26 protein-coding genes, 1 tRNA gene and 1 other RNA gene are annotated in these 24319 nt (G+C 42.3%); 1 reads left to right on the top strand and 27 read right to left on the bottom strand.

The features are described from left to right. Window positions 1-28: 28 nt before the first annotated feature. From purF to O3622_RS06615, 15 genes are all read right to left on the bottom strand, one after another. Window positions 29-1471, bottom strand: a complete 1443-nt coding sequence (gene purF, locus O3622_RS06685) for an amidophosphoribosyltransferase (protein WP_084874292.1) — start codon at window positions 1469-1471, stop codon at window positions 29-31. 155 nt (window positions 1472-1626) lie between these two features. Further along, window positions 1627-5352, bottom strand: coding sequence for a phosphoribosylformylglycinamidine synthase (locus tag O3622_RS06680; RefSeq protein ID WP_371607237.1), 3726 nt, complete (start codon window positions 5350-5352; stop codon window positions 1627-1629). 66 nt (window positions 5353-5418) lie between these two features. Beyond that, a complete protein-coding gene (purC, locus tag O3622_RS06675) occupies window positions 5419-6126 on the bottom strand; it encodes a phosphoribosylaminoimidazolesuccinocarboxamide synthase (protein ID WP_000043285.1) in 708 nt (235 codons plus the stop codon). Window positions 6127-6294: 168 nt separating this feature from the next. Further along, window positions 6295-7644 (bottom strand): competence pheromone export protein ComB, encoded by a 1350-nt coding sequence (comB, locus tag O3622_RS06670; RefSeq protein ID WP_000801579.1) that lies wholly within the window; start codon window positions 7642-7644, stop codon window positions 6295-6297. A gap of 12 nt (window positions 7645-7656) precedes the next feature. Further along, complete coding sequence (comA, locus tag O3622_RS06665; RefSeq protein ID WP_371607236.1) at window positions 7657-9810, bottom strand: peptide cleavage/export ABC transporter ComA; 2154 nt, start codon at window positions 9808-9810, stop codon at window positions 7657-7659. 209 nt (window positions 9811-10019) lie between these two features. Further along, entirely contained in the window at window positions 10020-10229 is a 210-nt protein-coding gene (locus tag O3622_RS06660; RefSeq protein ID WP_125414669.1) for a bacteriocin immunity protein, read from the bottom strand. Window positions 10230-10395: 166 nt separating this feature from the next. Next, a complete protein-coding gene (locus O3622_RS06655) occupies window positions 10396-10608 on the bottom strand; it encodes a hypothetical protein (RefSeq protein ID WP_001081403.1) in 213 nt (70 codons plus the stop codon). A gap of 24 nt (window positions 10609-10632) precedes the next feature. Next, a complete protein-coding gene (locus O3622_RS06650) occupies window positions 10633-10788 on the bottom strand; it encodes a hypothetical protein (RefSeq protein WP_000661693.1) in 156 nt (51 codons plus the stop codon). A gap of 149 nt (window positions 10789-10937) precedes the next feature. Beyond that, entirely contained in the window at window positions 10938-11114 is a 177-nt protein-coding gene (locus O3622_RS06645) for a hypothetical protein (protein ID WP_000793177.1), read from the bottom strand. A gap of 12 nt (window positions 11115-11126) precedes the next feature. Next, window positions 11127-11276, bottom strand: a complete 150-nt coding sequence (locus O3622_RS06640; protein ID WP_001052546.1) for a class IIb bacteriocin, lactobin A/cerein 7B family — start codon at window positions 11274-11276, stop codon at window positions 11127-11129. Window positions 11277-11293: 17 nt separating this feature from the next. Next, window positions 11294-11437 carry a class IIb bacteriocin, lactobin A/cerein 7B family gene (locus O3622_RS06635; protein ID WP_042901918.1) on the bottom strand — a complete coding sequence of 48 codons (144 nt, stop codon included), beginning with the start codon at window positions 11435-11437 and terminating at the stop codon, window positions 11294-11296. A 447-nt stretch (window positions 11438-11884) separates the two neighbouring features. Continuing rightward, window positions 11885-12121 carry an acyl carrier protein gene (locus O3622_RS06630; RefSeq protein WP_371607235.1) on the bottom strand — a complete coding sequence of 79 codons (237 nt, stop codon included), beginning with the start codon at window positions 12119-12121 and terminating at the stop codon, window positions 11885-11887. A gap of 5 nt (window positions 12122-12126) precedes the next feature. Next, a complete protein-coding gene (gene plsX / locus O3622_RS06625; protein WP_268717450.1) occupies window positions 12127-13119 on the bottom strand; it encodes a phosphate acyltransferase PlsX in 993 nt (330 codons plus the stop codon). Then, window positions 13116-13886, bottom strand: a complete 771-nt coding sequence (gene recO, locus O3622_RS06620; RefSeq protein ID WP_084930364.1) for a DNA repair protein RecO — start codon at window positions 13884-13886, stop codon at window positions 13116-13118. The genes plsX and recO overlap by 4 nt, the downstream gene beginning before the upstream one ends. Continuing rightward, window positions 13883-15052: a pyridoxal phosphate-dependent aminotransferase gene (locus tag O3622_RS06615; RefSeq protein WP_371607234.1), complete on the bottom strand. Its 1170-nt coding sequence runs from the start codon at window positions 15050-15052 to the stop codon at window positions 13883-13885. The genes recO and O3622_RS06615 overlap by 4 nt, the downstream gene beginning before the upstream one ends. Before the next feature lie 151 nt (window positions 15053-15203). Between O3622_RS06615 and O3622_RS06610 the strand changes: the two genes are divergently transcribed. Further along, the gene (locus tag O3622_RS06610; RefSeq protein ID WP_000009129.1) at window positions 15204-16214 is read left to right on the top strand and encodes a YeiH family protein; all 1011 of its coding nucleotides are present in this window, start codon (window positions 15204-15206) and stop codon (window positions 16212-16214) included. A gap of 26 nt (window positions 16215-16240) precedes the next feature. Here O3622_RS06610 and O3622_RS06605 read toward each other — a convergent pair whose 3' ends face one another. The 12 genes from O3622_RS06605 to O3622_RS06550 form a co-directional block, all read right to left on the bottom strand. After that, window positions 16241-16678, bottom strand: coding sequence for a CoA-binding protein (locus tag O3622_RS06605; RefSeq protein ID WP_042901913.1), 438 nt, complete (start codon window positions 16676-16678; stop codon window positions 16241-16243). 119 nt (window positions 16679-16797) lie between these two features. Beyond that, on the bottom strand, window positions 16798-17766 hold the full coding sequence (locus O3622_RS06600; RefSeq protein WP_049520487.1) for a ribose-phosphate diphosphokinase: 969 nt from the start codon (window positions 17764-17766) through the stop codon (window positions 16798-16800). Between the two features lie 213 nt (window positions 17767-17979). Continuing rightward, a complete protein-coding gene (locus O3622_RS06595; RefSeq protein ID WP_013670142.1) occupies window positions 17980-18474 on the bottom strand; it encodes a carbonic anhydrase in 495 nt (164 codons plus the stop codon). A 72-nt stretch (window positions 18475-18546) separates the two neighbouring features. Then, window positions 18547-19911: a DNA repair protein RadA gene (gene radA / locus O3622_RS06590; RefSeq protein ID WP_193389637.1), complete on the bottom strand. Its 1365-nt coding sequence runs from the start codon at window positions 19909-19911 to the stop codon at window positions 18547-18549. A 39-nt stretch (window positions 19912-19950) separates the two neighbouring features. After that, complete coding sequence (locus tag O3622_RS06585; RefSeq protein WP_049520486.1) at window positions 19951-20439, bottom strand: hypothetical protein; 489 nt, start codon at window positions 20437-20439, stop codon at window positions 19951-19953. A 16-nt stretch (window positions 20440-20455) separates the two neighbouring features. Beyond that, complete coding sequence (locus tag O3622_RS06580) at window positions 20456-21013, bottom strand: histidine phosphatase family protein (RefSeq protein ID WP_193389636.1); 558 nt, start codon at window positions 21011-21013, stop codon at window positions 20456-20458. Further along, window positions 20973-21416, bottom strand: a complete 444-nt coding sequence (locus O3622_RS06575) for a dUTP diphosphatase (RefSeq protein ID WP_049520484.1) — start codon at window positions 21414-21416, stop codon at window positions 20973-20975. The genes O3622_RS06580 and O3622_RS06575 overlap by 41 nt, the downstream gene beginning before the upstream one ends. Window positions 21417-21475: 59 nt before the next feature. Next, window positions 21476-21569, bottom strand: an RNA gene (ffs, locus tag O3622_RS06570) — signal recognition particle sRNA small type. 32 nt (window positions 21570-21601) lie between these two features. Then, window positions 21602-22069 carry a tRNA adenosine(34) deaminase TadA gene (gene tadA, locus O3622_RS06565; RefSeq protein WP_371607233.1) on the bottom strand — a complete coding sequence of 156 codons (468 nt, stop codon included), beginning with the start codon at window positions 22067-22069 and terminating at the stop codon, window positions 21602-21604. Between the two features lie 200 nt (window positions 22070-22269). Next, a complete protein-coding gene (locus O3622_RS06560; protein ID WP_371607232.1) occupies window positions 22270-23556 on the bottom strand; it encodes an adenylosuccinate synthase in 1287 nt (428 codons plus the stop codon). Between the two features lie 241 nt (window positions 23557-23797). Then, window positions 23798-24034, bottom strand: coding sequence for a sigma(X)-activator ComW (gene comW / locus O3622_RS06555; protein WP_044020001.1), 237 nt, complete (start codon window positions 24032-24034; stop codon window positions 23798-23800). A gap of 208 nt (window positions 24035-24242) precedes the next feature. Further along, window positions 24243-24316: transfer RNA gene (locus O3622_RS06550), tRNA-Asn, on the bottom strand. Window positions 24317-24319 lie beyond the last annotated feature (3 nt).

The raw sequence follows: 24319 nt of genomic DNA, 5'->3' as shown, positions 1-24319 counted from the left end.
TTTCCTTTCATGGAGAGTCTTTATCCGTCTATTTGTAAAAACTGGTCTTATCCCCCAAGCTTCTACGATATTCTTCCTCATAGTCGTAGAGAGGAGTTGGGTAGTCTCCGTCAAAGTAAGCAACACAGAGACCACCGTTCGGCGCATCTGTTTCGATGCCGATAGAATCAATCAAGCCATCAATCGAAAGATAGGTTAGGCTATCCGCACCAATGATTTGGCGAGTCTCTTCGACCGTATGATTGGCCGCAATCAACTCCTGACGTGTCTGGATATCAATCCCGTAAAAACATGGATAGGCAAGAGCAGGACTCCCAATAGCAACGTGAACTTCAGACGCACCTGCTTCTTTCAAAAGCTGAACGATACGGCGAGAGGTTGTCCCACGAACAATGGAATCATCAATCATTACCACACGTTTGCCTTTAACAACACCCGAAACAGCAGACAGTTTCATCCGCACCCCTTGCTCTCGTAGTTCTTGTGTCGGTTGGATAAAAGTACGTTGGGTGTATTGGTTCTTGATAAGGCCCATTTCATTTGGCAAACCGGACTCCTCCGCAAAGCCCATGGCTGCGCTGAGTGAAGAGTTGGGCACGCCGACCACAATATCCGCTTCATGCTTGAATTCACGGGCTAGTTGCGCTCCCATTCTCTTACGGGCCGTATGGACATTAACACCATGGATATTAGAGTCAGGACGGGCAAAGTAGATATACTCCATAGAGCAAATCGCCAACTGGGTATCATTCGTATAGCTATCGTACTGAATCCCATTGTCATCTACGATTACAATCTCTCCTGGTTTTACATCGCGAATCCACTCGGCACCAATGACTTCAAAAGCACAGGTTTCTGACGAAACCACCACCGCTCCGTTTGCCATTTTCCCAATAGAAAGTGGACGGAAACCATTAGGATCAAGCGCAGCAATCAACTTGTCCTCAAACAGCAGGATATAAGCAAAGCCACCTTTTACAAGGCTGAGCGCCTCCTTGATTTTGCCCATCAAGTTGGGATTGTGACTCCGACGAATGAGGTGAGCCAAGATTTCTGAGTCCGAAGTTGAACTGAAAATAGCTCCTCTTTGTTCCAATTCTTGCTTGAGCGATTCTGCATTGGTCAAGTTTCCGTTGTGAGCAAGTCCAAACTGCATATCATGAAAGCGAAAGAGGAAGGGCTGGATGTTATCCACAGAAGCTTCGCCAGCAGTCGCATAACGAACATGTCCAATCGCGCTCGTTCCAGTTAGTTTATCCAAATTAGCTGGATTTCTGAACACTTCTGACAACAGCCCCATATCACGATGGCGCTTCAATTGTCCTTGGTCATTGGAGAGGATTCCTGCCCCCTCCTGACCACGGTGCTGAAGACTGTGGAGCCCAAAATAGGTCAATTTTGCAGCATCTGGATGTCCCCAGATACCGAAAACACCACATTCTTCATTAAGAGATTTTACTTCGTATGTCATTTTTTATACCTAATTTTTATTTTTGCATCATTCCTTCAGTAGAGCCGAACGATACGGTAGAAGCTCGTTGCACTCGCAAAACAAACCTTTTACAATCATCAAGAGCTACATGGCTTTTACATTACTGATATTGTCTATCGGAAAAAACACAAATCTTACTTTCCAGTAAAGTATTTAACAGCCGACGCGAACAGGTGCTGGTCTTTATTTCCTGGGATGTTTTGGAAGAGACCGTCTTCATAACGTTCTGAGTGTCCCATTTTACCGATGATTTGACCATTCTTGCTGGTAATTCCTTCGATGGCATTTACAGAACCATTCGGATTGTACTTAGAATCCATACTTGGTTTGCCGTCAAAGTCAACGTATTGGCTAAAGATTTGACCATTGGCACGGAGCTCTGCAAATTCCTCAGCCGTCACGACAAATTTCCCTTCACCGTGCGATACTGGGATGGCATGGATATCGCCCACTTGTACTCCAGCTAACCATGGTGAGTTGGTATTGGCAATTCGAGTTTCCACCATCTTAGCCACGTGCTGGTTGGCATCATTGTAGAAGAGGGTTGGGCTAGTACTGTTAGCATCCTCGAAGTTCCCGTATGGAAGAAGACCTGATTTGACCAAGGCCTGGAACCCATTACAGATACCGATAATCAAGCCACCACGAGCGATAAAGCTATCAATAGCTACACGCACTTTTTCATTGAGCAGGATGTTGACGATAAACTTAGCTGATCCATCCGGCTCATCCGCAGCTGAGAAACCACCCGCGAAGAAAAGGATATTAGCCTTGCCGATATTGTCAACCATAGTTTCAACTGACTTGACAATAGCCTCTTCATTCAAGGTCACGAATGGCACCAAGTTGACTTCTGCACCTTCTTTTTCAAAAGCTTTTGCTGAATCATATTCCGAGTTTGTTCCTGGGAAGACTGGGATGTAAACCACCGGTTTTTCAATAGTTTCCTTGACTTTGATGACTGCGTTAGAAGCGACAGCTGGTACTTCGTCCAATTCTTTAGATTGGGCAAATTCTGTTGGGTAAACTTCTTCCAGTTTCCCTTGGAAGGCACTGTCAAGCTTCTGTCCATCTAGCTTCACACCGTTGACAAGGAGTGTAAAGTCTGCTTTCGTTTGTCCAATCTTCTCTACTCCAGCGATTTCTTGAGGAGATGTGAAGACAAATCCGCCTAATTGAGCTGTCAAGGCTGTTTCAAATTCAGGCAAGGTTACCTCTGCACCAATATGATTCCCAAAAGTAGCAAGAGCCAAGCTTTCAAGGACACCACCGTATTTGACAGCTGATGCAGATGTTACTTTGTGACCAGCTTGGATGGCTTCAAACTGAGCAAAATTAGACTTAATCAAGTCAAAATCAATCTCTGCAGCAAGAGCTTGACCTGGGATGTAGTAGATATTTTCACCAGCAGTCTTGAACTCAGGAGAGAGCACCTTACGGCTATCTGCCGTCGTCACCCCAAAGGCGACCAAGGTTGGTGGTACCGTCAATTCTTCAAAGGTACCAGACATGGAGTCCTTACCACCGATAGATGGCAAACCAAGCTGGATTTGTGCTTCAATAGAGCCTAGAAGGGCGGCTACTGGCTGACCAAAACGCTCAGCTTGCTTGTCCATGCGCTCGAAATATTCTTGGTAAGAGAAACGAGCCTTAGACCAGTTGGCACCAGCAGCCACTAAACGAGCTGTCGCTTCGATAACCGCATAGGCAGCACCGTGGTATGGAGACCATTCTGCCACATAAGGGTTGAAACCTTGCGCCATGACTGACGCAGTGTGAGTCACACCGTGTTGGACTGGCAACTTTTGCACAGAAGCTTCAGTTGGTGTGAGTTGGTAGCGACCACCAAGTGGGTGATTGACCGTTGAACGACCGACCGAACAGTCAAAGATGGTTTGCAAGCCTTTTTGACTCGCATGGTTGAGGTCAGATAGAACCGCAAGGGTATCTGCTTCAAGTGTTTCAGCAGATGTTTGACGTTCTTCTGGAAGCTTGACATCCTTGTCTACCACCTTGGCATCGACAACCACGCGCACACCGTTTGTATCAAGGAAACGGCGTTCCAAGTCGACAATTGTTTCACCATTCCAGTGCATGACAAGATTTGGTTTTTCAGTCACTGTTGCCACAACAACAGCGTCAATATTTTCTTTATTACATTCAGCAACGAAGGCATCTACGTCCTCAGGACGCACCACAACTGCCATCCGTTCTTGTGATTCAGAAATGGCAATTTCTGTACCGTTCAAACCTTGGTATTTAAGAGGAACCTTGTTGAGGTCGATTTCAAGACCATCTGCCAATTCACCGATAGCCACACAGACACCACCTGCTCCAAAGTCATTGGACTTCTTGATGAGACGAGTGACATCGCCATTACGGAAAAGGCGTTGGATCTTGCGCTCTTCGATGGCATTCCCTTTTTGAACCTCAGCACCGGCAGTCTCTACAGACTCAACTGTTTGAACCTTAGAAGACCCTGTCGCACCACCAACACCATCACGCCCAGTCTTGCCACCTAGCAAGATAATCACATCACCCGCTTCAGGTTTTTCACGGACTACATTTTCCTTAGGAGCAGCACCAACAACGGCACCTAGCTCCATGCGTTTAGCTACAAACCCTGGGTGGAAGTATTCACGAACGTAAGTCGTTGCCAGACCAATTTGGTTACCATACGAAGAATAACCGTGAGCCGCTGTTTTCGAAATGACTTGTTGTGGCAATTTCCCAGCGCGCGTTTCTGAAATCGGCGCTGTAATGTCACCAGCACCTGAAATACGCATAGCTTGGTAAACGTAGGAACGTCCTGACAACGGGTCACGAATGGCGCCACCGATACAAGTAGCCGCTCCACCAAATGGCTCAATTTCCGTTGGGTGGTTGTGGGTTTCGTTTTTGAACATAAGGAGCCAAGGTTCCTTGACACCATCAACGTCCACTTCGATTTCAACCGAGCATGCATTGATTTCGTCAGACACTTCCATATCGTCCAAACGACCATTAGCACGCTCATAACGACCGAAAATAGTCGCCATATCCATCAAGGTTTGTGGCTTTTCAGAACGACCTAATTCCTCGCGCATAGCGATATATTTATCATAAGTCGCTTGCAATTGCTTTTGGAATTTAGAAGCTGAGAAATCAATGTGTTTCAACTCCGTCTCAAAAGTCGTGTGACGGCAGTGGTCAGACCAGTAAGTGTCCAAAACCTTGAGCTCCGTCTCAGTCGGCACGCGCCCGATTGACTTGAAGTAGTCTTGGATAAAGAGCAAATCATCCACTTCCATGGCCATCCCTTGCTCGGCCTTGTAGCGGGCAAAGTCTTCTGCCGTATAGCTTTCAAAGAAAGTCAATTCTGGAATAGTCTTGTCTGACTCTGAAAATTCCTGCTTGGCAATCCCTGTCGTGATGTCCTTGAAACGAGAATCAACTGGGTTGAGCAAATAGTTCTTGACTGCTTCCAACTCAGTCGCATCAATATCCTTATTGACCAAGTAAAGCTGGGCTGTGTTGACTGTTACATCACTTGAGCTACCAAGCAAAAGCAAGGCTTCCTGTGAAGAAGCTGCACGCTGGTCAAACTGCCCTGGCAGGTTTTCAATGGCAAAGAAAGCATAGTTGGCAAAATCCGCCTGCACAACCGCTTCGTCCAAAACATGGTCTGTCACCTGCTCAGAGAAGATGTGTTTTTCCGCAGGTGCAAACAAGTCCTCTGCCAAATCAAAGACATCATAAACTTGCACAATGCGAATACTTTTCAAAGTTGACAGTCCCAAGTTGTGCTGGAGCTCTCTCACCAAACTCTCTGACTTAACCTGAAAATCAGCCTTTTTTTCAACAAAAATACGTTTATCCATCAATTCTTATTCCTTTATTTCAGCTCTTGCAATGTTCCCAACGACCTTGAGAGTCTTGCAAACAGATTATTTCAATTCCTGCAATTTCTCCCAGACAATCTCGTAAACATCTGTTAATTCTCCGAGACCTCTACGGAAAACATCCTTGTCCATGTGGTTGCCATCCGCATCCCACAAACGGCAGTTATCTGGTGAAAACTCGTCTGCCAAGATAATCTTGCCATCCTTGTCAAAACCGAACTCTAGCTTAAAGTCAATCAATTTAAGACCAATCTCAGCAAACCAAGCCTTCAAAAGTTCATTGATACGACGGGTTTCTTCCTTCAAGTAAGCAATCTGCTGGTCATCCGCAATTTTAAGGAATTTCACATGCTCGTCATTGATAAAGGGATCATCCAAATCATCATTTTTATAGTAAAATTCGACAATCGGAGTCTCAAATGCAATACCTTCTTCTACGCCAAAACGTTTTGAAAAGGAACCAGCCGTGTAGTTGCGGAGCACAACTTCCAAAGGAATAATCTCAACTTTTTTATTGAGCTGTTCCGTGTCTGAAAGTTTCTCCACAAAGTGAGTTGCTACACCAGCCGCATTTAATTTCTCAAAAATAAAAGATGAAATCTGATTATTCAAGACTCCCTTGCCCGCAATCTGCTCCTTCTTGACACCGTTGAAGGCAGTTGCCTGGTCCTTGTAAGTTGAAATAATGAGATTTTCATCCTCAGTTGTATAGATATCCTTGGCTTTTCCCGAATAGATCAGTTGTTTTGACATTTTAAAGTTCGCCTTTCGTTTTACTTGAGCACATTCTACCACAAAAGCATGAAAAATTCAAGGTTTTTACGAATAAATAACGTTTTTCTGTTTTAAGCGTAAAGAAAAACTGCAAGATGAACTCTTCTTACAGTTTTAAAATCATTTATCCTCTGAAAAACACGAATATTACCCTTTATTCAAAAATTGATCCCAAAAATAACGGAGATAGCTTTTCTTTCCCGTAATCATCTGCAGGCGGCCTTCTAAACCATAGCGAAGTGTTGCAGCCTGCTCAGAAGTCAGATGGGTCTCCGCCTCAATTTTAAAGAAATTTCCTTGTTCAGTCTTTGTAGCTGTCGCATCGATACTTGTAATCGTGGAATCCAGGAAAATTTGATTCTTCGCATCATTAGTCGTAGTATAACGGACAGAGTCCCCAATCTTGACTCTAGCAACATCTTTTGAACTGAGATAAGCTGTGAGTTTGGTTTTCCCTTCTTTTTCCAAGGATGGGTAGAGTTGGGCTAGCAGGGTTCCTTCTGCGACCATGGTAGAATCACTGGTTTCAGGATTAAGGTGAAGCACCCCATCCTCACTTGCTGTAATCTTCCCCTTATCGAGGAGACCTCCCTGGACTTTCTTACCCGACTCTGCTTCTAAAATTTTCTGATCCAAAAGAGTTAATTCCTGGCCAACTTTGACTAAGTGCTGAGACTTGAGCGATTCCAGTTGACTATCCAGTCCCGTTGCGTGGGCCTGCTGAGCTCCAGAACCCGCATACTGTACACGATACGTAGCTAGACTGGACTCTAGCTGGGCAATTTGTGCATCCACTTGCGCAATAACTTGCGATTTAGCTTGCGGATCTTCTTCACCTTGATTTTTATAGGTCTGATAAAAAGAGTAGGCTGGATTCTGACTATCCAGTTGATCTCCCTTTTCAATCGCTGACTTAGCTGTTTTGTAGTCTCGAATTTTATCCTCTGTTTGACTGATAAGATTGCCAATCTCGGCCTGGCTCTGACTTGCTGCCGCATTTTGAGAGGAGATGCTGGCATTTTGCTGAGAAACATTACTCCTAAGACTACTAGCTTGGCTGAGATAGTCTCGAAACATCTCCTGATAACCAAACTTATCCGCCTCTGGAAATTGATCACTCCCCTCTTTCAAACTGGATTGCAAATATCCCAACTGCTTTTTTTGATCCTTTAACATCTCCAATTGACTGGCGTATGCTTCGACCTGGACAGCCTCCGCCCCTTGCTGGTACTGAACGAGCAGATCTCCTTGCTTGACCAACTTGTTTTCTTCCAGATAATTGGCCACAATGCGTTGATTGCTAGTCGACTGGATATTGGCAATGATCCGACTCGGTTCGACAGTTGCTCGGGTAGACAAACTAATCTCCTTCTCTGCAAAAACTGCAAATCCCAGTAAAAACATGAACAGAAGTGACATAGGTAAAATCACCCGACTGGAAAAATTATGATAACGACGATTATAAAACTCCGCACTTTCTAAAAATTCTGGTTTCATCTTCTCCTCTTTCTAGCTATTGACCAAATGGGCATAAAAGCCATCCTGTGCAAGCAAGTCTGCAGGGGTGCCTTCTTCGACAATCTTGCCCTGATCCAAGACAACAACCTTCTCTGTCCGCTCAGCGATGGTCAAGCGGTGGGCGATGAAAATCAAGGTCTTGTCCAAAGCCATGAGATTATCAACAATCCGCTTCTCTGTCAAAATATCCAGACTGCTGGTCGCCTCGTCCAAGATTAAGACAGGGGCATCCGTCAAAAGAGCACGCGCCAGAGCGATTCGTTGTCGTTGCCCACCAGAAATTCCAGCCCCATCCGAAGTTAATTCTGTCTGATAATTCAGTGGCATGCGCTCGATATCCTCCCGAATCTCTGCCAACTCAACTGCCCGTAAGATGTCTTCCTGAGTCGTCCCCTCCTTGGCTCCAAGGAGAAGATTCTCCAAAATCGTTCCGTTAAAGACATAGGGCTGTTGAGGTAGATAGTTGATATACTGGCGCAAGGCTTTTTTGTCAATCTGATTGAGATTGACACCACCCAGACTAATCTCTCCCTGACTTGGATCGTAGAAGTTAACCATCATCTTGGCCAAGGTGGTCTTTCCTGACCCTGAAATCCCCACAAAAGCCATCTTAGACCCTTGTGGAATGGTCAAATTGATATCCGACAAGACGTCACGACCATAGCCATACTTATAGTGAACCTGCTTGAAGGTCATCTCTCCCTTCATCATACTTAGATCTTCTACCGTTTTCTTCTCCTCAAACTCCGAAGCTACTAGATACACTTCGTTTAAACGATTATTGGCAACCTGCGCTGTCTGAAGTTTGGTTTGTAGGTTGATGATATTTTCCAAAGGATTGGTAAAGTAAACAAGCAAAGTATTATAGGTAATCAGCTGGCCCAAACTCATTTTCCCATCCATGACAAGAACTGCTCCCATCCAGAGAACACCAACATTGAGCAGGAGCTGGGCAACTTTTTTCAGAGCCTTTTGCTGGCTTTCTGCCCGACTATAGGTAAAAGATTTTTTCAGATAAGTTACAAATTCCTTGTCAATCTTTTGATAGCGTGAACTCTCACTGGTCAAAGACTTAATGGTCTCAATACCGTTGATGTCCTCGATGATAGAGGAAGACAGAACCGCATTGGCTTCCATGGTATCCCGATTCATCTTTTCAAAAGGCTTCATAAAAGCAAAGATAATCACTGTATAGATGGGAAGCGCAAGCAGACTAATGAAAAAGAGTGTCATATTTTGTGAAAACAAGACAAGCGAGATAATCAAAATCGTTGACACATCTAGGAAAATCGACAGAATGGTCGACGCCAGCGCATCGATAATACTGTTGGCATCTGTAAAACGAGACACGATTTCTCCTGTCCTCCGTGTCGCAAAAAAGGACATCGGCAGGTGAAAAACATGCTTGATGTAGGACAAAATCACATCGATGGACAACCGTTGTCCCAGAACAAGTAAAAGGTATTCCTGCGCATAGGACAAAATCTGCTGGAGGATATAGACGATGACTAGTCCTATTGAGATGATACCCAGCGTCGAACGCATCTGGTCTGGTACGTAACTATCAATGATGGACTGAAGATAGTAGGAACCCACGATATTGATAAAGGTCACCAAGAGTGTCGCTAGGACGATATTGGTAATCAAGCCACGCTGTTTGAGTAAGATTGGCAAGAAGGATAGGAGCCCCTGTTTTTTCTCCTTATGAGGTTTGTAGTCCGGTGATGGTGCCATAAAAATACTAACCCCTGTCCACTCTTGCGCAAATCGCTCACGGGAAATCTTGGTCAGCTTGATACCAGGATCTGGATCAGCGATATGAATGTGCTTTTTATCCTGACCTATCACCACATAGTAGTGGAGCAACTTCCCTTCCTTGAGCACATGAGCCACAAAAGGAAAGGTCAAATCTGGCAAATCAAAGAGCGTCATATCCGCCTTGATAGCCCGCGTCTCAAACCCAATCTCCTCTGCTACCTTTACAAGTCCCAAAGCGGTCGTCCCATCCATGGTCGTCTTGGCTAACTCTCGTAGATGAGCCAAGGAGTAATAACTACCGTAGTAGCCAAAGACCATAGCCAAGGAAGCCACGCCACAATCCATCTGATCCACCTGGGGACGATAGTGCCTTTTCCCAAATTTCATATCCATCTCCTTTTTCTAATAATCTCTTTAAAAATTTGTAAGATTATTTTAACCAAATAAGGATAAAAACAGGAAAATATTCCTAAATAAACCATTTTCGCGCCTAAAACGCACTTTAGAAAGCATAAACTATCATTTAAATGTAAAAAGCAGAACAAAAGTTCTGCCTGCTTAAAGTAACCGTTAAAAAATGAATGCCTAGAAATAAACTATTCTGAAATGATATTCTCTTTACTTCTATAAAGTGAGATAAATGTCATCAAAAATAATGAAATCGTAGGTATATCAAAACATTCAAACCACGTAGGTAGATTTATTTTGTTTACATCAGCCACAATTCTAATCATTAGATAAGTTATAGAGCTAAACAATACAATAAACTCTGGCCAAGCTTTTTGTAGTAATTGAACGACTTTCATCTCCAACTCCAATCTGACATTCCATCAATTCTCAATCGTACTTTCTGTTGTTTTTTGCTTGTATTCTCCATAAAACAGACCAAGCAGAATCGGATAGATTTCTGGATAAAACAAGGTGGAAAAACTCCGCCATTTACATGCACAAAATCCTTTCCATTCAGATTCATCATTTATAGTTTTGATTATTTTTCTTCAAATCCTTACAATAAATACCAAAATAGCCTGCAACAATCAAACCTATTAAACTCCATTGCCAATCAAAAGATACTAGCGAACCCGTACGAATTAGATGAAGCGTAAGATTAAGACCTATTCCTAACAAAGGAAGTATAGTGGCTAGCTTAGGTAACAATGTATTGAGATTTAGGTTACGATTCATAGTTAATTTCCTTCTATATTTAGATTAACGTCTACTTCCTAGATAACGCCCATACATATAAGAAGCTACTCCTAATACACCCCAAGCTATTGCTGTGGAAGTAGTGACAATGAAGCCTCCTTCAGTAAGAGCCAAATCTTCTTCTGTCATGATATTAAATTTTTTATCCATTTCTTTCATTTTTCTCTCTCCTTTTTAAATAATACTGGCTAATCCAATAGCTACTCCAACCAAAATCCCTACTATTCCTAAATTAGTTCTTATTTCATTGATAATAACTAAAAGATGACTATTCAATAGCAGTTGCCATACACTAAAAATAGTTCTCTTTAAACCTTGTCTTTAGCTAAATCCAAGTAACTCATCATCAAAATAAGGATCGGAACAACTAATTCTGTTTGGAAATATTTTTCAACATTAAAGGTGATTACATTTAAATCTCCCAATATGCAAAGCACTCCAAAAATAATTAGAACTGCTCCCATTACATTTTTTAGATTTTTCATACAATTCTACTTTTATCCAAATTTACGTTTTAAATCTTGACCAATTAATCGACCACCAAGGAAAATTGCTACTCCTCCAGCAATCATGGCTATGGTAATTAAGCCACCTTCTGTATTCATCAATTCTTCTTCTGTCAATTCTGTCCATTTATTTAAATTCATTTTTTCTCTCCTTATTATTACATAAAATAGCCCCAAGCAATACCACCAATTAGTAAGACACCTCCTACAACTACAGCGGTAACCGACCCCCCATCCACATCCATCAACTCTTCTTCAGTAAGAGCTACAAAGTTCTGTTCCATTTTGTCAAAGTTTGTCATCTTTTTTCTCCTTATTTTTTCTATATATTTAATCTTTAACCTCTAAGCCACTTAAATAGCCAGATTGGGTAAATTACTGAAATCATTTTCTTCTCTCCTTCCTTTTCTTCTCACTTATCTATTCGAGAAGTGATTTAAAATGAACAGGTAAATTTCATTTATTTTAAATACCATTTGATCAACCATGGCAATAAGATTGGTAAATACATCGCGTAGTCTCCTTCCTTTTCTTCTTACCTATCTATTCGAAAAACAATTCGAAAATGAGCAACTTATTCATTTTTATTTTAAAAACCACTTAATGAACCAGGGATAAAAACCGGTAACATACATAAACGTTCCTCCTTTTTCTTTCTCGTCTCTTTATTCGCAATTTCTACTAAAAATTTTAACGTTTTTCTTTTTTCTGCAAATAAAAAAACAACATGACTTGCATGTTGCTTTTGGCTATATTTTACCTTTAATGGTTTCAATTACATCTGTTACACTTTGAAGATGGTCAATTTCCTCATCGCTGATTTCGATTCCAAATTCATCTTCTAGTGTCAAGACAAACTCCATCAAATCCACTGAGTCCGCATCTAGATCGTCTTTCAAACTCAAAGCCTCTGTTACGGCAAAGTCTTCTCCCTGTCTCTCTTGGATAATGGTTACAATACGGTCAAAAATTTCTTTTTCTGTCATCTTTTTTATTCTCCTGAAAATTCACGCTCAGTTTGAGCGACTACGTCTGTTTCTAGCATGGTACGAATCTGACGAATCGTACTGTACACAGCCTTGGCATCACTTGAGCCATGAGTTTTTACAACTGGCGCCTTGACGCCAAACAAGACTGCTCCTCCAACATCTGAATAGTTGAGCTGTGTCTTCAACACCTTAAGACTATCCTTGAGAAGTAGAGCACCTAGCTTCGCTCGAAGGCCACCTCCCGTAATAGCATTTTTAAGTAAACCCATGATTCCCAAAGCTGTACCTTCAATGGATTTGAGAACAGCGTTTCCCGTGAAACCATCTGTTACGACAACATCCGCAACGCCATTCATCAGATCACGCGCTTCCACGTTTCCGACAAAGTTCAAACTTTCATCAGCTACTAGCAAGTCGTATGTTTCCTTACGAAGTGGATCTCCCTTGCTGCTTTCTGTTCCATTGTTGAGCAAACCAACACGTGGTTTCGAAATCCCACGAACATTTTTCGCATAGAAGGAACCCAAAACAGCGTATTGGTGCAGATGATGGGCTGTGTTTTCTGCATTGGCACCAAGATCCAGCATATCAAACCCTTTTCCATCTATAGTTGGCAATGTTGACATAAGTCCAGGACGGTCGATATTCTTGATGCGACCCACGATGAAGAATCCTGCAGCCAACAAGGCACCTGTATTCCCAGCTGAGAGGACGGCGTCTGCTTCTCCCTCTTTGACTGCCTTGGCTGCCAAGACCATGCTGGCATTTTTCTTCTTACGGATAGCTTTTGTCGGCTCATCGTCTGAGTTAATTTTCTCATCCGTATGGATAATGCTGACGCGCTCTGTCGCCGTTAGATATTGCTTGATCTTGCTTTCATCTCCGTAGAGTTGAACCTCAATATCTGAAAAGTCAGCAAGGGCTTGATTGACACCCTCAACGATGGCTTGAGGTGCGTAATCGCCCCCCATAGCATCTACTGCAATTTTTTTCATTTATCTTCCTCTTTTAGTAATTGTCCCCAGTCTGCTAGGGAATCAATAAATTTCTTTGATTTTAGGTGAATCCCAACGTACTCTTCGTAGAGTTGATCCATAAACTTGCGTAGCTCTTGCTTGATTTCGGCCTTAAGCGAAATCGTCTCCAAGGTTTCAAAATCAATGGCTTGAAATTGATTGAGCAGATAAGGGATATTAGGATTGAGATGGCAACGTCTCTCATCCTCATGATAATGCTCTGGGCAGAGGCAGGCTCCATATTTAAAAGAAAAGTCAAAAGCCTGACCGACCCGATGGCAAAAGACACACTCATTAAAATTAAGGCTGATTCCAAATCGAGTCAAGATTTGAATTTCAAAAATATTGGTTAAAACCTGATAATCTATCCCTGCTTCCATCAACTCCAGAGTCTTCTTCAAGAAAGCAAACAAGGGAGCATCCTGCTGATTGTCCTGCAAACTAGCATCGGCCAGAGCCGCAACATAAGTCGCATAGGCCATGACAAAGAGATCACTATTAATCTTTGGAAAGGTCATCACCTCATGGTAGTCCTCGATGTAGCTAAGCCCATCATCATTGATTCGCAAGAGAAATCGTGCCAACACCAAAGGCTGAATAACAGGAGCTAGTTTGGACTGGCCAGCGTGTTTGACGAAAAACATACGCTTGCCCGCTTGCTCGGTAAAGATCTTGACTAGCTTGTCATCCTCACGAAAGTTACGATTGTAGAGTACGAGACCTTGACTCGTGATAGACTGAATCATGCTTCTCTCATGTACTCCTCAAGTCGTTTCATGGCCTCTCTGATCGTTTCCATGCTGGCTGCATAGGACAGACGCACATAGCCTTCTCCGTAACGTCCAAAGGCGGCACCAGGGATAAAGGCAACGGCCTTCTTATAGGCAAAATCCTTCAGAAAAGCAAAGGAGTCTTGATTGTAACCTGCTGGAATCTTAGCAAATATATAGAAGGCCCCATCTGGTTTGATAATCTCAAAACCAAGAGCAGGCATCTTTTCGATGATATAATCTCGACGCTGAATGTATTCCTTCTTCATAGGCTCTGCGTCGTTTTTACCAGCCGTCAAGGCCTCCACCGCAGCATGTTGCGCCATAGTATTTGCGGCAGTTACCAAGTACTGGTGACTCTTGATTAACTGAGCTGTGAAAGCTGCAGGAGCAAAGATAAAGCCTAAACGCCAACCTGTCATAGCATGCGATTTAGATAAGCCATTAATAATAATAGCCTGGTCTCTCAGTATAGTTCCCAGAGATACATGGGCTTCGCCTGTATAGGTTAATTCTGAGTAAACCTCATCACAAACAACGAAAATTTCATACTTGCCTAAAACGTCTGCCAAGGCTTCCAACTGCTCTCGACTATAGGTAATTCCAGTTGGATTGGCTGGATAGTTGAGAATGACTGCCTTAAGCTTATCTCCCTGCTCCAAAATTGCCTTTTCCAACATTTCAGGAGTCAAGACAAAACCATTTTCAGTTGTATCAATCTCGACAATCTCTGCCCCAACTAGGTTGACAATCGGCTCATAGCCTGGATAGGCAGGAGCTGGCAAGAGTACCTTGTCTCCTTCTTCTAAGATAGCTGTCAAAGTAGCAGATAAAGCCTCTGTCGCTCCGATAGTAACCAAGATTTCATTTTCAGGATTGTAGTCCAACTGGTATTTTTCTTTTACAAAATCACTAGCTGCCTGGCGCAAGGTCAGTAAACCGCTCATCCCTGTATAGTAGGACTGGTTCTGGTCAATCGCTCGCTTGGCCGCCTCCTTGACATGATCTGGCGTTGTAAAGTCAGGCTCTCCCAAGGTCAAACGCAGAACTCCAGGGATCTCTGAAATGGCCTGATCAAACTGACGAATCAAGGACACTTGAATCTTATCTAATTGTTTATTAAAGCGCTTGGTTAAGTCCATAGATACCCCCTTACTTACAGAACATAGTACTATTATACTACAAAAGCTCCCTGACCGCAAAATTACATTTTGAGTTAATCCTTTCTGTTTTCTATTTTACTTTTCTGATGGATAAGCTTATAATAAAAAGTGCTTATTTTCGGAGGTTTATATGTCATTTTTATCAAAAAATGGGGCAGGAATCTTGGCCTGCCTTCTCATTTCTTTCATATCCTGGTACCTAGGAGGATTCTTTCCTGTCGTGGGAGCACCTGTCTTTGCGATTTTTGCGGGGATGCTCCTTCACCCTTTTCTATCAGCCTATAAACAACTGGATGCCGGCTTGACATTTAGTTCCAAGAAATTACTTCAATATGCCGTTATTTTGCTCGGTTTTGGTCTCAATATCTCGCAAGTATTCGCAGTCGGGCAATCTTCGCTCCCTGTTATCCTCTCCACCATTTCGATTTCCTTGATTGTAGCCTACCTCTTCCAGCGCTTTTTTGCTTTGAATACTAAACTGGCTACCTTGATTGGAGTGGGTTCTTCGATCTGTGGAGGTTCTGCCATTGCTGCGACAGCACCCGTTATCCATGCCAAGGAAAAAGAAGTTGCCCAAGCCATTTCCGTTATCTTTTTCTTCAATGTCTTAGCGGCACTCATCTTTCCAACTCTAGGAACCTGGCTTCATCTATCAAATGAAGGCTTCGCCCTCTTTGCAGGAACTGCGGTCAATGATACTTCTTCTGTAACGGCCACAGCCAGCGCATGGGACAGTCTTTATCAGACCAATACCCTTGAGTCTGCAACTATTGTTAAACTCACACGCACCCTTGCCATTATTCCTATCACGCTCTTTCTCTCCTTCTGGCAAAGTCGCCAACAAAAAAATAGCCAGGGTTTCCAACTAAAAAAAGTCTTCCCACTTTTTATCCTTTACTTTATCTTGGCTTCTCTCTTAACGACTCTCCTTACCTCTCTCGGTGTGTCCGGTAGTATCTTTACCCCTCTTAAGCAACTCTCCAAATTCCTTATCGTCATGGCCATGAGCGCTATCGGTCTCAAAACCAATCTCATTGGATTGATCAAATCCAGCGGCAAGTCCATTCTTCTTGGTGCCCTTTGCTGGATTGCCATCATCTTAACCAGCCTAGGCATGCAGGCATTGATTGGTATTTTCTAAGACAAAAGGTAGCCCATGGCTACCTTTTATTGTTCAAGAATTAAGCGTGTGTGCTCTCTCTTGATACAGCGATTCATTACGATGTCGTCGCATCCTCCAGCACGCAAGATTTCTTCTGCTTCTAAGCTTTCAAGTCCCAGTTGTGCCCAAAAAATCTTGGCATCAGCCTTGAGAAAATCACGCGCCACATCTGGTAAAAACTCGCTCCGTCGGTATACATTGACAATATCAACAGGAAAAGGAATCTCAGCTAGGCTTGCATAGGCCTTTTCTCCCAAGATTTCGCCACCTGAAGCCTTGGGATTGACTGGAATGATTTTATAGCCCCGAGCCTGCATTTCCTTAGTCACTCGATTGCTAGTTGTTTCTTCACGATCGGACAAGCCTACTACCGCTAACGTTTTACTGGTTGCAAGATACTGACGTACCACACCATCACTTGGATTGATAAATTCTTGGCTCATAGAAATCCTCCTTTTCCATCAGTATAGCATATTTTGAAAAGGCTTGCAGATTTTGACTACAAAAAAATTCCTAGCAAGAGAAAAAGCTTGCCAGGAAATTCGTTTATTCAAGTGAAAGTTTAGATTTTTTTCTCGATACTAAATAATGGAGAAAGAGGACGTTTTTCGTGGATACGGATAATAGCATCACCTAAGAGATGAGCAATAGAGATTTGCTCAATCTTATCAATCAAACGATCTTCTGGCAAGTAGATGGTATCCAAAACAACCAATTTTTCAATAGCTGATTTTTGGATATTGTCCATAGCTGGCCCCGAAAGAACTGGGTGTGTACAGCTTGCATAGACCGCAACTGCGCCTGCTTCAGCAAGTGCATCCGCCGCATGGCAGATTGTTCCAGCGGTATCAATCATATCGTCAATCAAGATACAAGTCTTGCCTTCTACCTTACCGATGATGTTCATCACTTCACTGGTATTCATCTTGTCCACGCTACGACGTTTGTCAATAATTGCAATCGGAGTTTTCAAAAACTCTGCCAATTTACGAGCACGAGTCACCCCACCATGGTCTGGGCTGACAACCACGTAGTCAGAGCCAACCATACCACGACGTTCAAAGTAGTCCGCAATCAAGGGAGCACCCATCAAGTGATCTACAGGAATATCAAAGAATCCCTGAATCTGTGCAGCATGCAAATCAATCGTCAACAAACGATCTACGCCAGCAACTTCTAGCATGTTTGCAACGAGTTTTGCTGTGATTGGCTCACGCGCGCGCGCTTTTCTATCCTGACGTGCATAGCCATAGTAAGGCATAACAACATTGACAGATTCTGCACTAGCACGCTTCAATGCGTCCACCATAATCAAAATTTCAAGTAAATTATCATTTACAGGTGAACTAGTTGATTGTAGGATAAAGACGTGTTTTCCACGGATTGATTCTTCGATGTTGACTTGAATCTCCCCATCTGAAAATTGGCGAACAGTCGATTTCCCCAACTCTATCCCAATTTCTTGCGCCACACGCTCTGCCAATTCTCTATTAGAAGAAAGGGCAAACAGCTTTAAATCAGAAAAAGACATGATTTCCTCCGGTATTTATGTATCACTTGTTTTTACACAACATTTTCCATCTACCATTGTAGCGCTTTTTCCTTTATTTTTCAATCAAAAATAAAACAAGAGCAAACATTTATACCCTTGTTTTATACTATTTTATATTAGCTATATTAAACCTGAAAATCCTACATTTTAACAATCGATTTTATGCTAGGATGAAATTTTTTCGAGACAAAGTTAGTATACTTCTCTCATACTTCCTGTATCCACATCATAGACAGCACCTGAAATAACCACATCATCAGGAATCAGTGGAGACTCTCTAAGCAATTGCATATCCTCTCTCACACTCTCTTCAACATCCTGGAATGGTAAAAAATCTTGATCAGATACATCAACTCCGAGCTCGTGTTTCAACTGTTCATGAAAACTTTCATTTTCAAAGGTTTGAGCTCCACAGTCTGTATGGTGAAGCACCACGATTTCTCTTGTCCCCATTTGTTGCTGGGAAATCACCAGTGAACGAATCATGTCCTCAGTTACTCGACCACCCGCATTCCGCAAGATATGAGCATCCCCAAGGGCCAAACCTAGAGCTTGCGCAACGTGCAGACGTGAGTCCATACAGGTCACGATCGCTACTCTGGTTTTGGGTTTAAGTGGCAGATTTAACTGCCCATGTAGGGCAACATAAGCCTGATTGGCTTGCATAAACTGTTCAAAATACGACACGATTCCCTCCTCAAAAATTTGATAATCAAATATTTCTCCTATCTTATCATTTTTAAGAGGATTTGTCACGGATTATGCAAAGACCTTTTTCAAAACTTCCTGAATCGTTGTCACACCAATGACTTCAATTTCCTTGGGTGGAGTGATTCCTGTCAAGGAATTCTTGGGTACATAAATCTTGGTAAAGCCCAGTTTTGCCGCTTCATTGATGCGTTGTTCGATACGATTCACGCGTCGAATTTCTCCGGTCAAGCCCAGTTCACCCACAAAACATTCCTGAGGATTGGTAGGCTTGTCCTTGTAACTAGAGGCAATAGCCACTGCAACGGCTAAGTCAATGGCAGGCTCATCCAATTTCACGCCACCAGCAGATTTGAGATAGGCATCCTGATTTTGCAAGAGAAGCCCTGCTCGTTTTTCCAAAACAGCCATAATCAGACTCGCACGATTGAAATCAAGACCTGTCGTCGTTCGTTTAGCATTTCCAAACATGGTTGGTGTTACCAAAGCCTGAACCTCCGCCAAAATCGGACGGGTCCCTTCCATGGTCACAACGATTGACGAGCCAGTCGCTCCATCCAAACGCTCTTCTAGGAAAACTTGACTCGGATTGAGCACCTCAACCAATCCACCTGACTGCATCTCAAAGATGCCAATCTCATTAGTGGAACCAAAACGGTTTTTGACCGCTCTCAAGATACGGAAGGTATGGTGGCGCTCCCCTTCAAAGTAAAGCACCGTATCTACCATATGCTCCAACATACGCGGACCAGCTAAGGTCCCTTCCTTGGTCACATGCCCTACGATAAAGATAGCAATGTTATTAGTCTTCGCCAACTGCATGAGTTCAGCCGTTACCTCACGCACCTGAGACACAGACCCCTGCACCCCTGAAATCTCAGGAGACATAATCGTCTGGATGGAGTCAATAATGAGGAAGTCTGGCTGAATTCTTTCTACTTCTGCGCGAACATTCTGCATATTGGTCTCTGCATAGAGATAAAACTCGCTATCAATATCTCCCAAGCGCTCTGCCCGTAACTTAATCTGCTGGGCAGACTCCTCCCCACTGACATAGAGAACCGTACCCACTTGAGACAGCTGGGTTGAAACTTGTAAGAGAAGGGTTGATTTCCCGATTCCTGGATCCCCACCGATAAGGACGAGACTCCCTGGTACCACTCCGCCTCCAAGCACACGGTTGAATTCCTCCATCTCCGTCTTGGTTCGATTGACATTGATGGAAGTCACCTCAGCCAGTTTCATGGGCTTTGTTTTCTCACCTGTCAAGGACACACGCGCATTCTTGACCTCGGCAACCTCAACCTCTTCTACAAAAGAAGACCAAGATCCACAGTTAGGACAACGTCCCAGATATTTAGGGGAATTATACCCACAATTTTGACATACAAATGTCGCTTTTTTCTTTGCGATGATTCTAATCCTCTCATTTTAAAATTTCTTTTTTTCACGCTATCAACTATCTTTCTTTAAAACAGTCAATCCGCCATCATCTGCATAAGCATAATACTCTCCATCCGGACTAAAACCAAAAATATACGGTAAATAACCTTTATAAATTTGTACCCTAGTTTCTTTATCCTTTTCCCAAAAAATGGTTAAAATCGGATGCTTCCCAGATTGATCTTTTTCCATTGTCACTCGGATATCTTCCCCATTGTCCAAAGGGAGACTTCCACCATATTGTCCCGCAATAGAAATGGGAGAATCACAGCCCTCATACATGGCTACTAATTCCGTCTCATCATAATCCCCATCTACAGGAGTTACCTGATCATTTTCACAGTCAATTATTGACATATATTCTGAAGAAATGCAAAGAATTTTATAATAAGCTCCCGGAAGAAAAGCTAAGTAAAGAAATCCTCCAATACTGATATTATAGACTTTCTTATACCCTTGACAATTCTCGGCGGTAAAAGCTTGAAAATCCTTATAGCTCATTTCATTGTACTTCTTTCTATATCTCTATCTCACACTCAATCACTTGGCAAAAATCAATCTTCTCGTCTGGTACAAATTGGCGCATGAGCATTCGATGAGTGACAACTACCACAGTCTGGTAGTCTCTATACTTAGCCATACATTCTAGAAACCGAGACTTCATTTCCGTAGCTGTCTCATATTGAATAGGACTATTAGAAAGTAACTCCCCCTTGTTTTCTAGAAATAGTGTTCTAGCCTCTTCAAATCTATCTATGCCTGATTCATAGACCTGCCATTCGTGTAACAAAGGCTCCACCCTCAAAGGAAGGCCAGTAGCACAAGATACATAAAAAGCCGTTTCTAAAGCTCTCGTTACTGCTGAAGTCACTAGTAGATTAGCCGATTGTAGCAAAGGATTTTGCCAAAGTTCCTGAGCTTGTTGCCGTCCTTTCTCAGATAAAGGTGCTAAATCCATCCCAAAACCTGTATAAGAACGTTCCTCTAACTCACGGTAATCTGGCTCCCCATGACGTACAAAGATAATCTTCATCTTAGTGTCCAGTTGACCCAAAACCACCAGTCCGCACGCCATCCGCTTCATCTCCGTCTGCAATCAAAAATGGTGCAAAGACAGCCTGGACTACACGTTCTCCAACTTCGAGGACGACTTCCTGTTCAGTAATGTTTTTCATCTGAGCAAAGATATGGCCTTCATTCCCAGGATTTCCATAATAATCCCCATCAATGACCCCAACTGAGTTAATCAAGACCAAGCCTTTCTTACGAGGGTTTGATGAACGGTCATAGAGATAGAGCACCTCTGTCGGCTGCATATAAGCCTTGACTCCTGTTGGGACGAGAACAATCTCTCCTGGAGCAATAACCGTACGCACAGCAACCTTTAAGTCGTAACCAGCTGCATGGGCTGTCTCACGCTTAGGCAATAAATTTTCATCTGTAAAACTCGAAACCAATTCAAAACCACGAATTTTCATATTTTTCTCTTTTCTATAATCATTTATTCTAGGCTATTTTATCTTATTTATTCGAAAAAAGCACGAAAAAAGAGCACACAATTCACATCGCTTAGGGCTGCTGGATTCCTCCCCTGACCCACTTCACGCAGAACTGTTGCTCCACTATTTATTATACCACATTCCCCTCGGTTTTTAAAGAGAAATTATTTTTTCCGTCGATTTCGGAAAAAGTCCTGCATAATCGCTGCACAGTCATCTTCCAAAATTCCCGTTTCTACCTCTACACGATGATTGAGACGCTCATCTGTCAAAATATCGTACAGACTTCCAGCTGCACCAAATTTCTGGTTTTTAGCCCCGTAAACTACGTTTGGAATACGGGCAAGCCCAATCGCACCACTACACATAACACAAGGCTCAATGGTCACAAAAAGCGTACAATTAAGCAGTCGCCAACTCTCTTCACTCAGGTTCGCATTCTCTATAGCCATGATTTCTGCATGCATGACCGCCCGTTGCAACTCCTCGCGCGCATTATGCCCCCTACCAATGATTTCTCCATCCTTGACAATCACACAACCAATTGGAATTTCATCGTGTTCTAAGGCAATCTCAGCCTCTCTCAAAGCCTCTCTCATAAAGGATTCTTTTTCTTCAACTGTATAATTCATCGTTCTTCTCTTTTCCTACTTGTCGATTTTATTATTATATCATGATTTTCAACACAAAAAAAGCCACCGAATGCGGTGACTTAATAGGGAGATTATTATGAAAAAGAAAAGTTTAGGATATTTGTTACAACAAGTTAGGAGGTCTTCTTGTAACTGTCTATAGTATACCCAACCTGTCTTAAACTAATCTTAAAAATCTCCTATGACCAAACACTTTCTAAAATATTAGTTTGTTCACGACCGGGACCTACTGAGAAAGTTGAGATGCGAACACCAACCAACTCACTTACACGACGAACATAGTTACGTGCATTCTCAGGAAGGTCTTCTAAATTACGAACTCCAGTGATGTCTTCTGACCAACCTGGCAATTCCTCGTAGATTGGCTTACAACGTTTCAACTGCTCAAGACTAGCAGGATAGTAATCAATACGTTGACCATCAAGATCATAGGCCACACAGATTTTTACCGTATCCAAACCGCTCAAAACATCGATAGAGTTCAATGAAAGATTGGTAATCCCAGATACACGGCGGCTGTGACGCATCACAACTGAGTCAAACCAACCCACACGACGTGGACGACCAGTTGTTGTACCGTATTCATGACCTACTTCACGGATGCGATTTCCCACTTCATCAAATAATTCAGTTGGGAAAGGTCCGTCTCCTACACGACTTGTGTAGGCTTTACATACACCTACAACCTTGTCAATCTTACTTGGGCCAACACCAGACCCAATCGTCACACCACCAGCGACAGGGTTTGACGACGTAACAAATGGATAAGTCCCTTGGTCAATGTCCAACATGACACCTTGCGCACCTTCAAACAGCACACGTTTGCCATTATCAAGTGCGTTGTTCAAGATAACGGATGTATCTGTCACATATTGCTTGATTTGTTGACCATATTCATAATACTCTTCAAAAATATCATCAACTGAAATAGGGGTGCTATCATATAATTTTTCAAACAGACGATTCTTTTCCGCAAGATTGCGTTCCAAACGTTCACGGAAAATATCCTTATCCAAAAGATCCGCAATACGAATTCCAACACGAGCAGCCTTGTCCATATATGCTGGACCGATTCCCTTGATTGTAGTACCAATCTTATTGTCACCCTTAGCTTCTTCCTGCAAGCGATCTAACTCAATGTGATAAGGCAAAATAACATGCGCACGATCCGAAATGCGCAAATTATCTGTTGTCACACCTTCTTCATGAAGATAAGTCAACTCTTTTACTAGAGATTTAGGGTTTACAACCATCCCATTCCCAATAACAGAGATTTTTTCAGGAAAGAAAATTCCAGATGGAATCAAGTGCAACTTAAATTTCTTACCATCAATCACAATCGTGTGACCAGCATTATCACCACCTTGATAACGAGCAATTACCTCTGCATTAGCTGAAAGAAAATCTGTAATTTTCCCTTTACCTTCATCACCCCACTGGGTACCTACAACAACAACTGAAGTCATAATAAAATTCGTCTGAGCTACTAGTAGCTCGTCCTTTCTCATATACATGGCAGGAATTTCACCCGCAATTATATCTTACAATTTATTATAAGAAAAAAACACTATTTTATCAAGAAGAAACAGTAGAAAAGATTTGGAAATTCTTTCATTTCTGAATACCGAAGCCTTTGATTATAAGCTAATTCTATATTTTTTAAAAACTAACTACAACTATCGTTCGTAATTATGATATAGATGCTTCCTATTGAATAAGAGTTGTACCACCTTGCAGTAATTTCTCTAGATATAGACGATAAGCTGTTCTAAAGTGATATAGTGAAAAGTCCCTATCACTTTTTATTTTAAATCGGATTAAGTAATATAGTAAAAAACGAAGATGAAGTGATTCCCACTCTGAACAACTCTGGCCTAAAGAGGCATATTCTTGTTCAACTAGTTTCAAAAAGACAAATGCTTGATCATAAAATTTCTGAAGCATATAAAAATTCCCTTTCTTATTAGTAACACTAGTCTAACAAAAAAAGGAACTAAAAAAGCTTCAAATCCTATAAAAGAAGAATTTAAAGCTAAACGAACTAAAAATAAAATAAAGAGGTAATTACAGATTTAAAAATTAAAATTTGAAATTTCAACAGTCCACTATATTTATAAATAAAAAAACGTTCAGTTGAACGTTTCGATTTATACTCCGCCAGTAGGACTCGAACCTACGACATCATGATTAACAGTCATGCGCTACTACCAACTGAGCTATGGCGGATAA

The organism is Streptococcus sp. 27098_8_51, from assembly GCF_041432205.1.
Classification (GTDB): domain Bacteria; phylum Bacillota; class Bacilli; order Lactobacillales; family Streptococcaceae; genus Streptococcus.
The sequence above is the reverse complement of the archived record's forward strand: the minus strand, read 5'-3'. Positions and strand labels throughout refer to the sequence as shown.

Bases quoted from the DNA above. Each gene is read 5' to 3' on its own strand.
- O3622_RS06610 (WP_000009129.1), top strand. From the start codon at position 15,204: ATGTCATTTTTATCAAAAAATGGGGCAGGAATCTTGGCCTGCCTTCTC.
- O3622_RS06580 (WP_193389636.1), bottom strand. From the start codon at position 21,013: ATGGCGTGCGGACTGGTGGTTTTGGGTCAACTGGACACTAAGATGAAG.
- O3622_RS06615 (WP_371607234.1), bottom strand. From the start codon at position 15,052: ATGGACTTAACCAAGCGCTTTAATAAACAATTAGATAAGATTCAAGTG.
- recO (WP_084930364.1), bottom strand. From the start codon at position 13,886: ATGATTCAGTCTATCACGAGTCAAGGTCTCGTACTCTACAATCGTAAC.
- plsX (WP_268717450.1), bottom strand. From the start codon at position 13,119: ATGAAAAAAATTGCAGTAGATGCTATGGGGGGCGATTACGCACCTCAA.
- comW (WP_044020001.1), bottom strand. From the start codon at position 24,034: ATGCTTCAGAAATTTTATGATCAAGCATTTGTCTTTTTGAAACTAGTT.
- O3622_RS06655 (WP_001081403.1), bottom strand. From the start codon at position 10,608: ATGAATCGTAACCTAAATCTCAATACATTGTTACCTAAGCTAGCCACT.
- O3622_RS06630 (WP_371607235.1), bottom strand. From the start codon at position 12,121: ATGACAGAAAAAGAAATTTTTGACCGTATTGTAACCATTATCCAAGAG.
- O3622_RS06680 (WP_371607237.1), bottom strand. From the start codon at position 5,352: ATGGATAAACGTATTTTTGTTGAAAAAAAGGCTGATTTTCAGGTTAAG.
- O3622_RS06605 (WP_042901913.1), bottom strand. From the start codon at position 16,678: ATGAGCCAAGAATTTATCAATCCAAGTGATGGTGTGGTACGTCAGTAT.
- O3622_RS06650 (WP_000661693.1), bottom strand. From the start codon at position 10,788: ATGAAAGAAATGGATAAAAAATTTAATATCATGACAGAAGAAGATTTG.
- O3622_RS06575 (WP_049520484.1), bottom strand. From the start codon at position 21,416: ATGAAAATTCGTGGTTTTGAATTGGTTTCGAGTTTTACAGATGAAAAT.
- O3622_RS06645 (WP_000793177.1), bottom strand. From the start codon at position 11,114: ATGAAAAATCTAAAAAATGTAATGGGAGCAGTTCTAATTATTTTTGGA.
- comA (WP_371607236.1), bottom strand. From the start codon at position 9,810: ATGAAATTTGGGAAAAGGCACTATCGTCCCCAGGTGGATCAGATGGAT.
- O3622_RS06600 (WP_049520487.1), bottom strand. From the start codon at position 17,766: ATGTCTTTTTCTGATTTAAAGCTGTTTGCCCTTTCTTCTAATAGAGAA.
- comB (WP_000801579.1), bottom strand. From the start codon at position 7,644: ATGAAACCAGAATTTTTAGAAAGTGCGGAGTTTTATAATCGTCGTTAT.
- tadA (WP_371607233.1), bottom strand. From the start codon at position 22,069: ATGAATTATACAGTTGAAGAAAAAGAATCCTTTATGAGAGAGGCTTTG.
- O3622_RS06635 (WP_042901918.1), bottom strand. From the start codon at position 11,437: ATGACAAACTTTGACAAAATGGAACAGAACTTTGTAGCTCTTACTGAA.
- purC (WP_000043285.1), bottom strand. From the start codon at position 6,126: ATGTCAAAACAACTGATCTATTCGGGAAAAGCCAAGGATATCTATACA.
- O3622_RS06585 (WP_049520486.1), bottom strand. From the start codon at position 20,439: ATGAGCTATAAGGATTTTCAAGCTTTTACCGCCGAGAATTGTCAAGGG.
- purF (WP_084874292.1), bottom strand. From the start codon at position 1,471: ATGACATACGAAGTAAAATCTCTTAATGAAGAATGTGGTGTTTTCGGT.
- O3622_RS06660 (WP_125414669.1), bottom strand. From the start codon at position 10,229: ATGAAAGTCGTTCAATTACTACAAAAAGCTTGGCCAGAGTTTATTGTA.
- O3622_RS06560 (WP_371607232.1), bottom strand. From the start codon at position 23,556: ATGACTTCAGTTGTTGTTGTAGGTACCCAGTGGGGTGATGAAGGTAAA.
- O3622_RS06640 (WP_001052546.1), bottom strand. From the start codon at position 11,276: ATGAATTTAAATAAATGGACAGAATTGACAGAAGAAGAATTGATGAAT.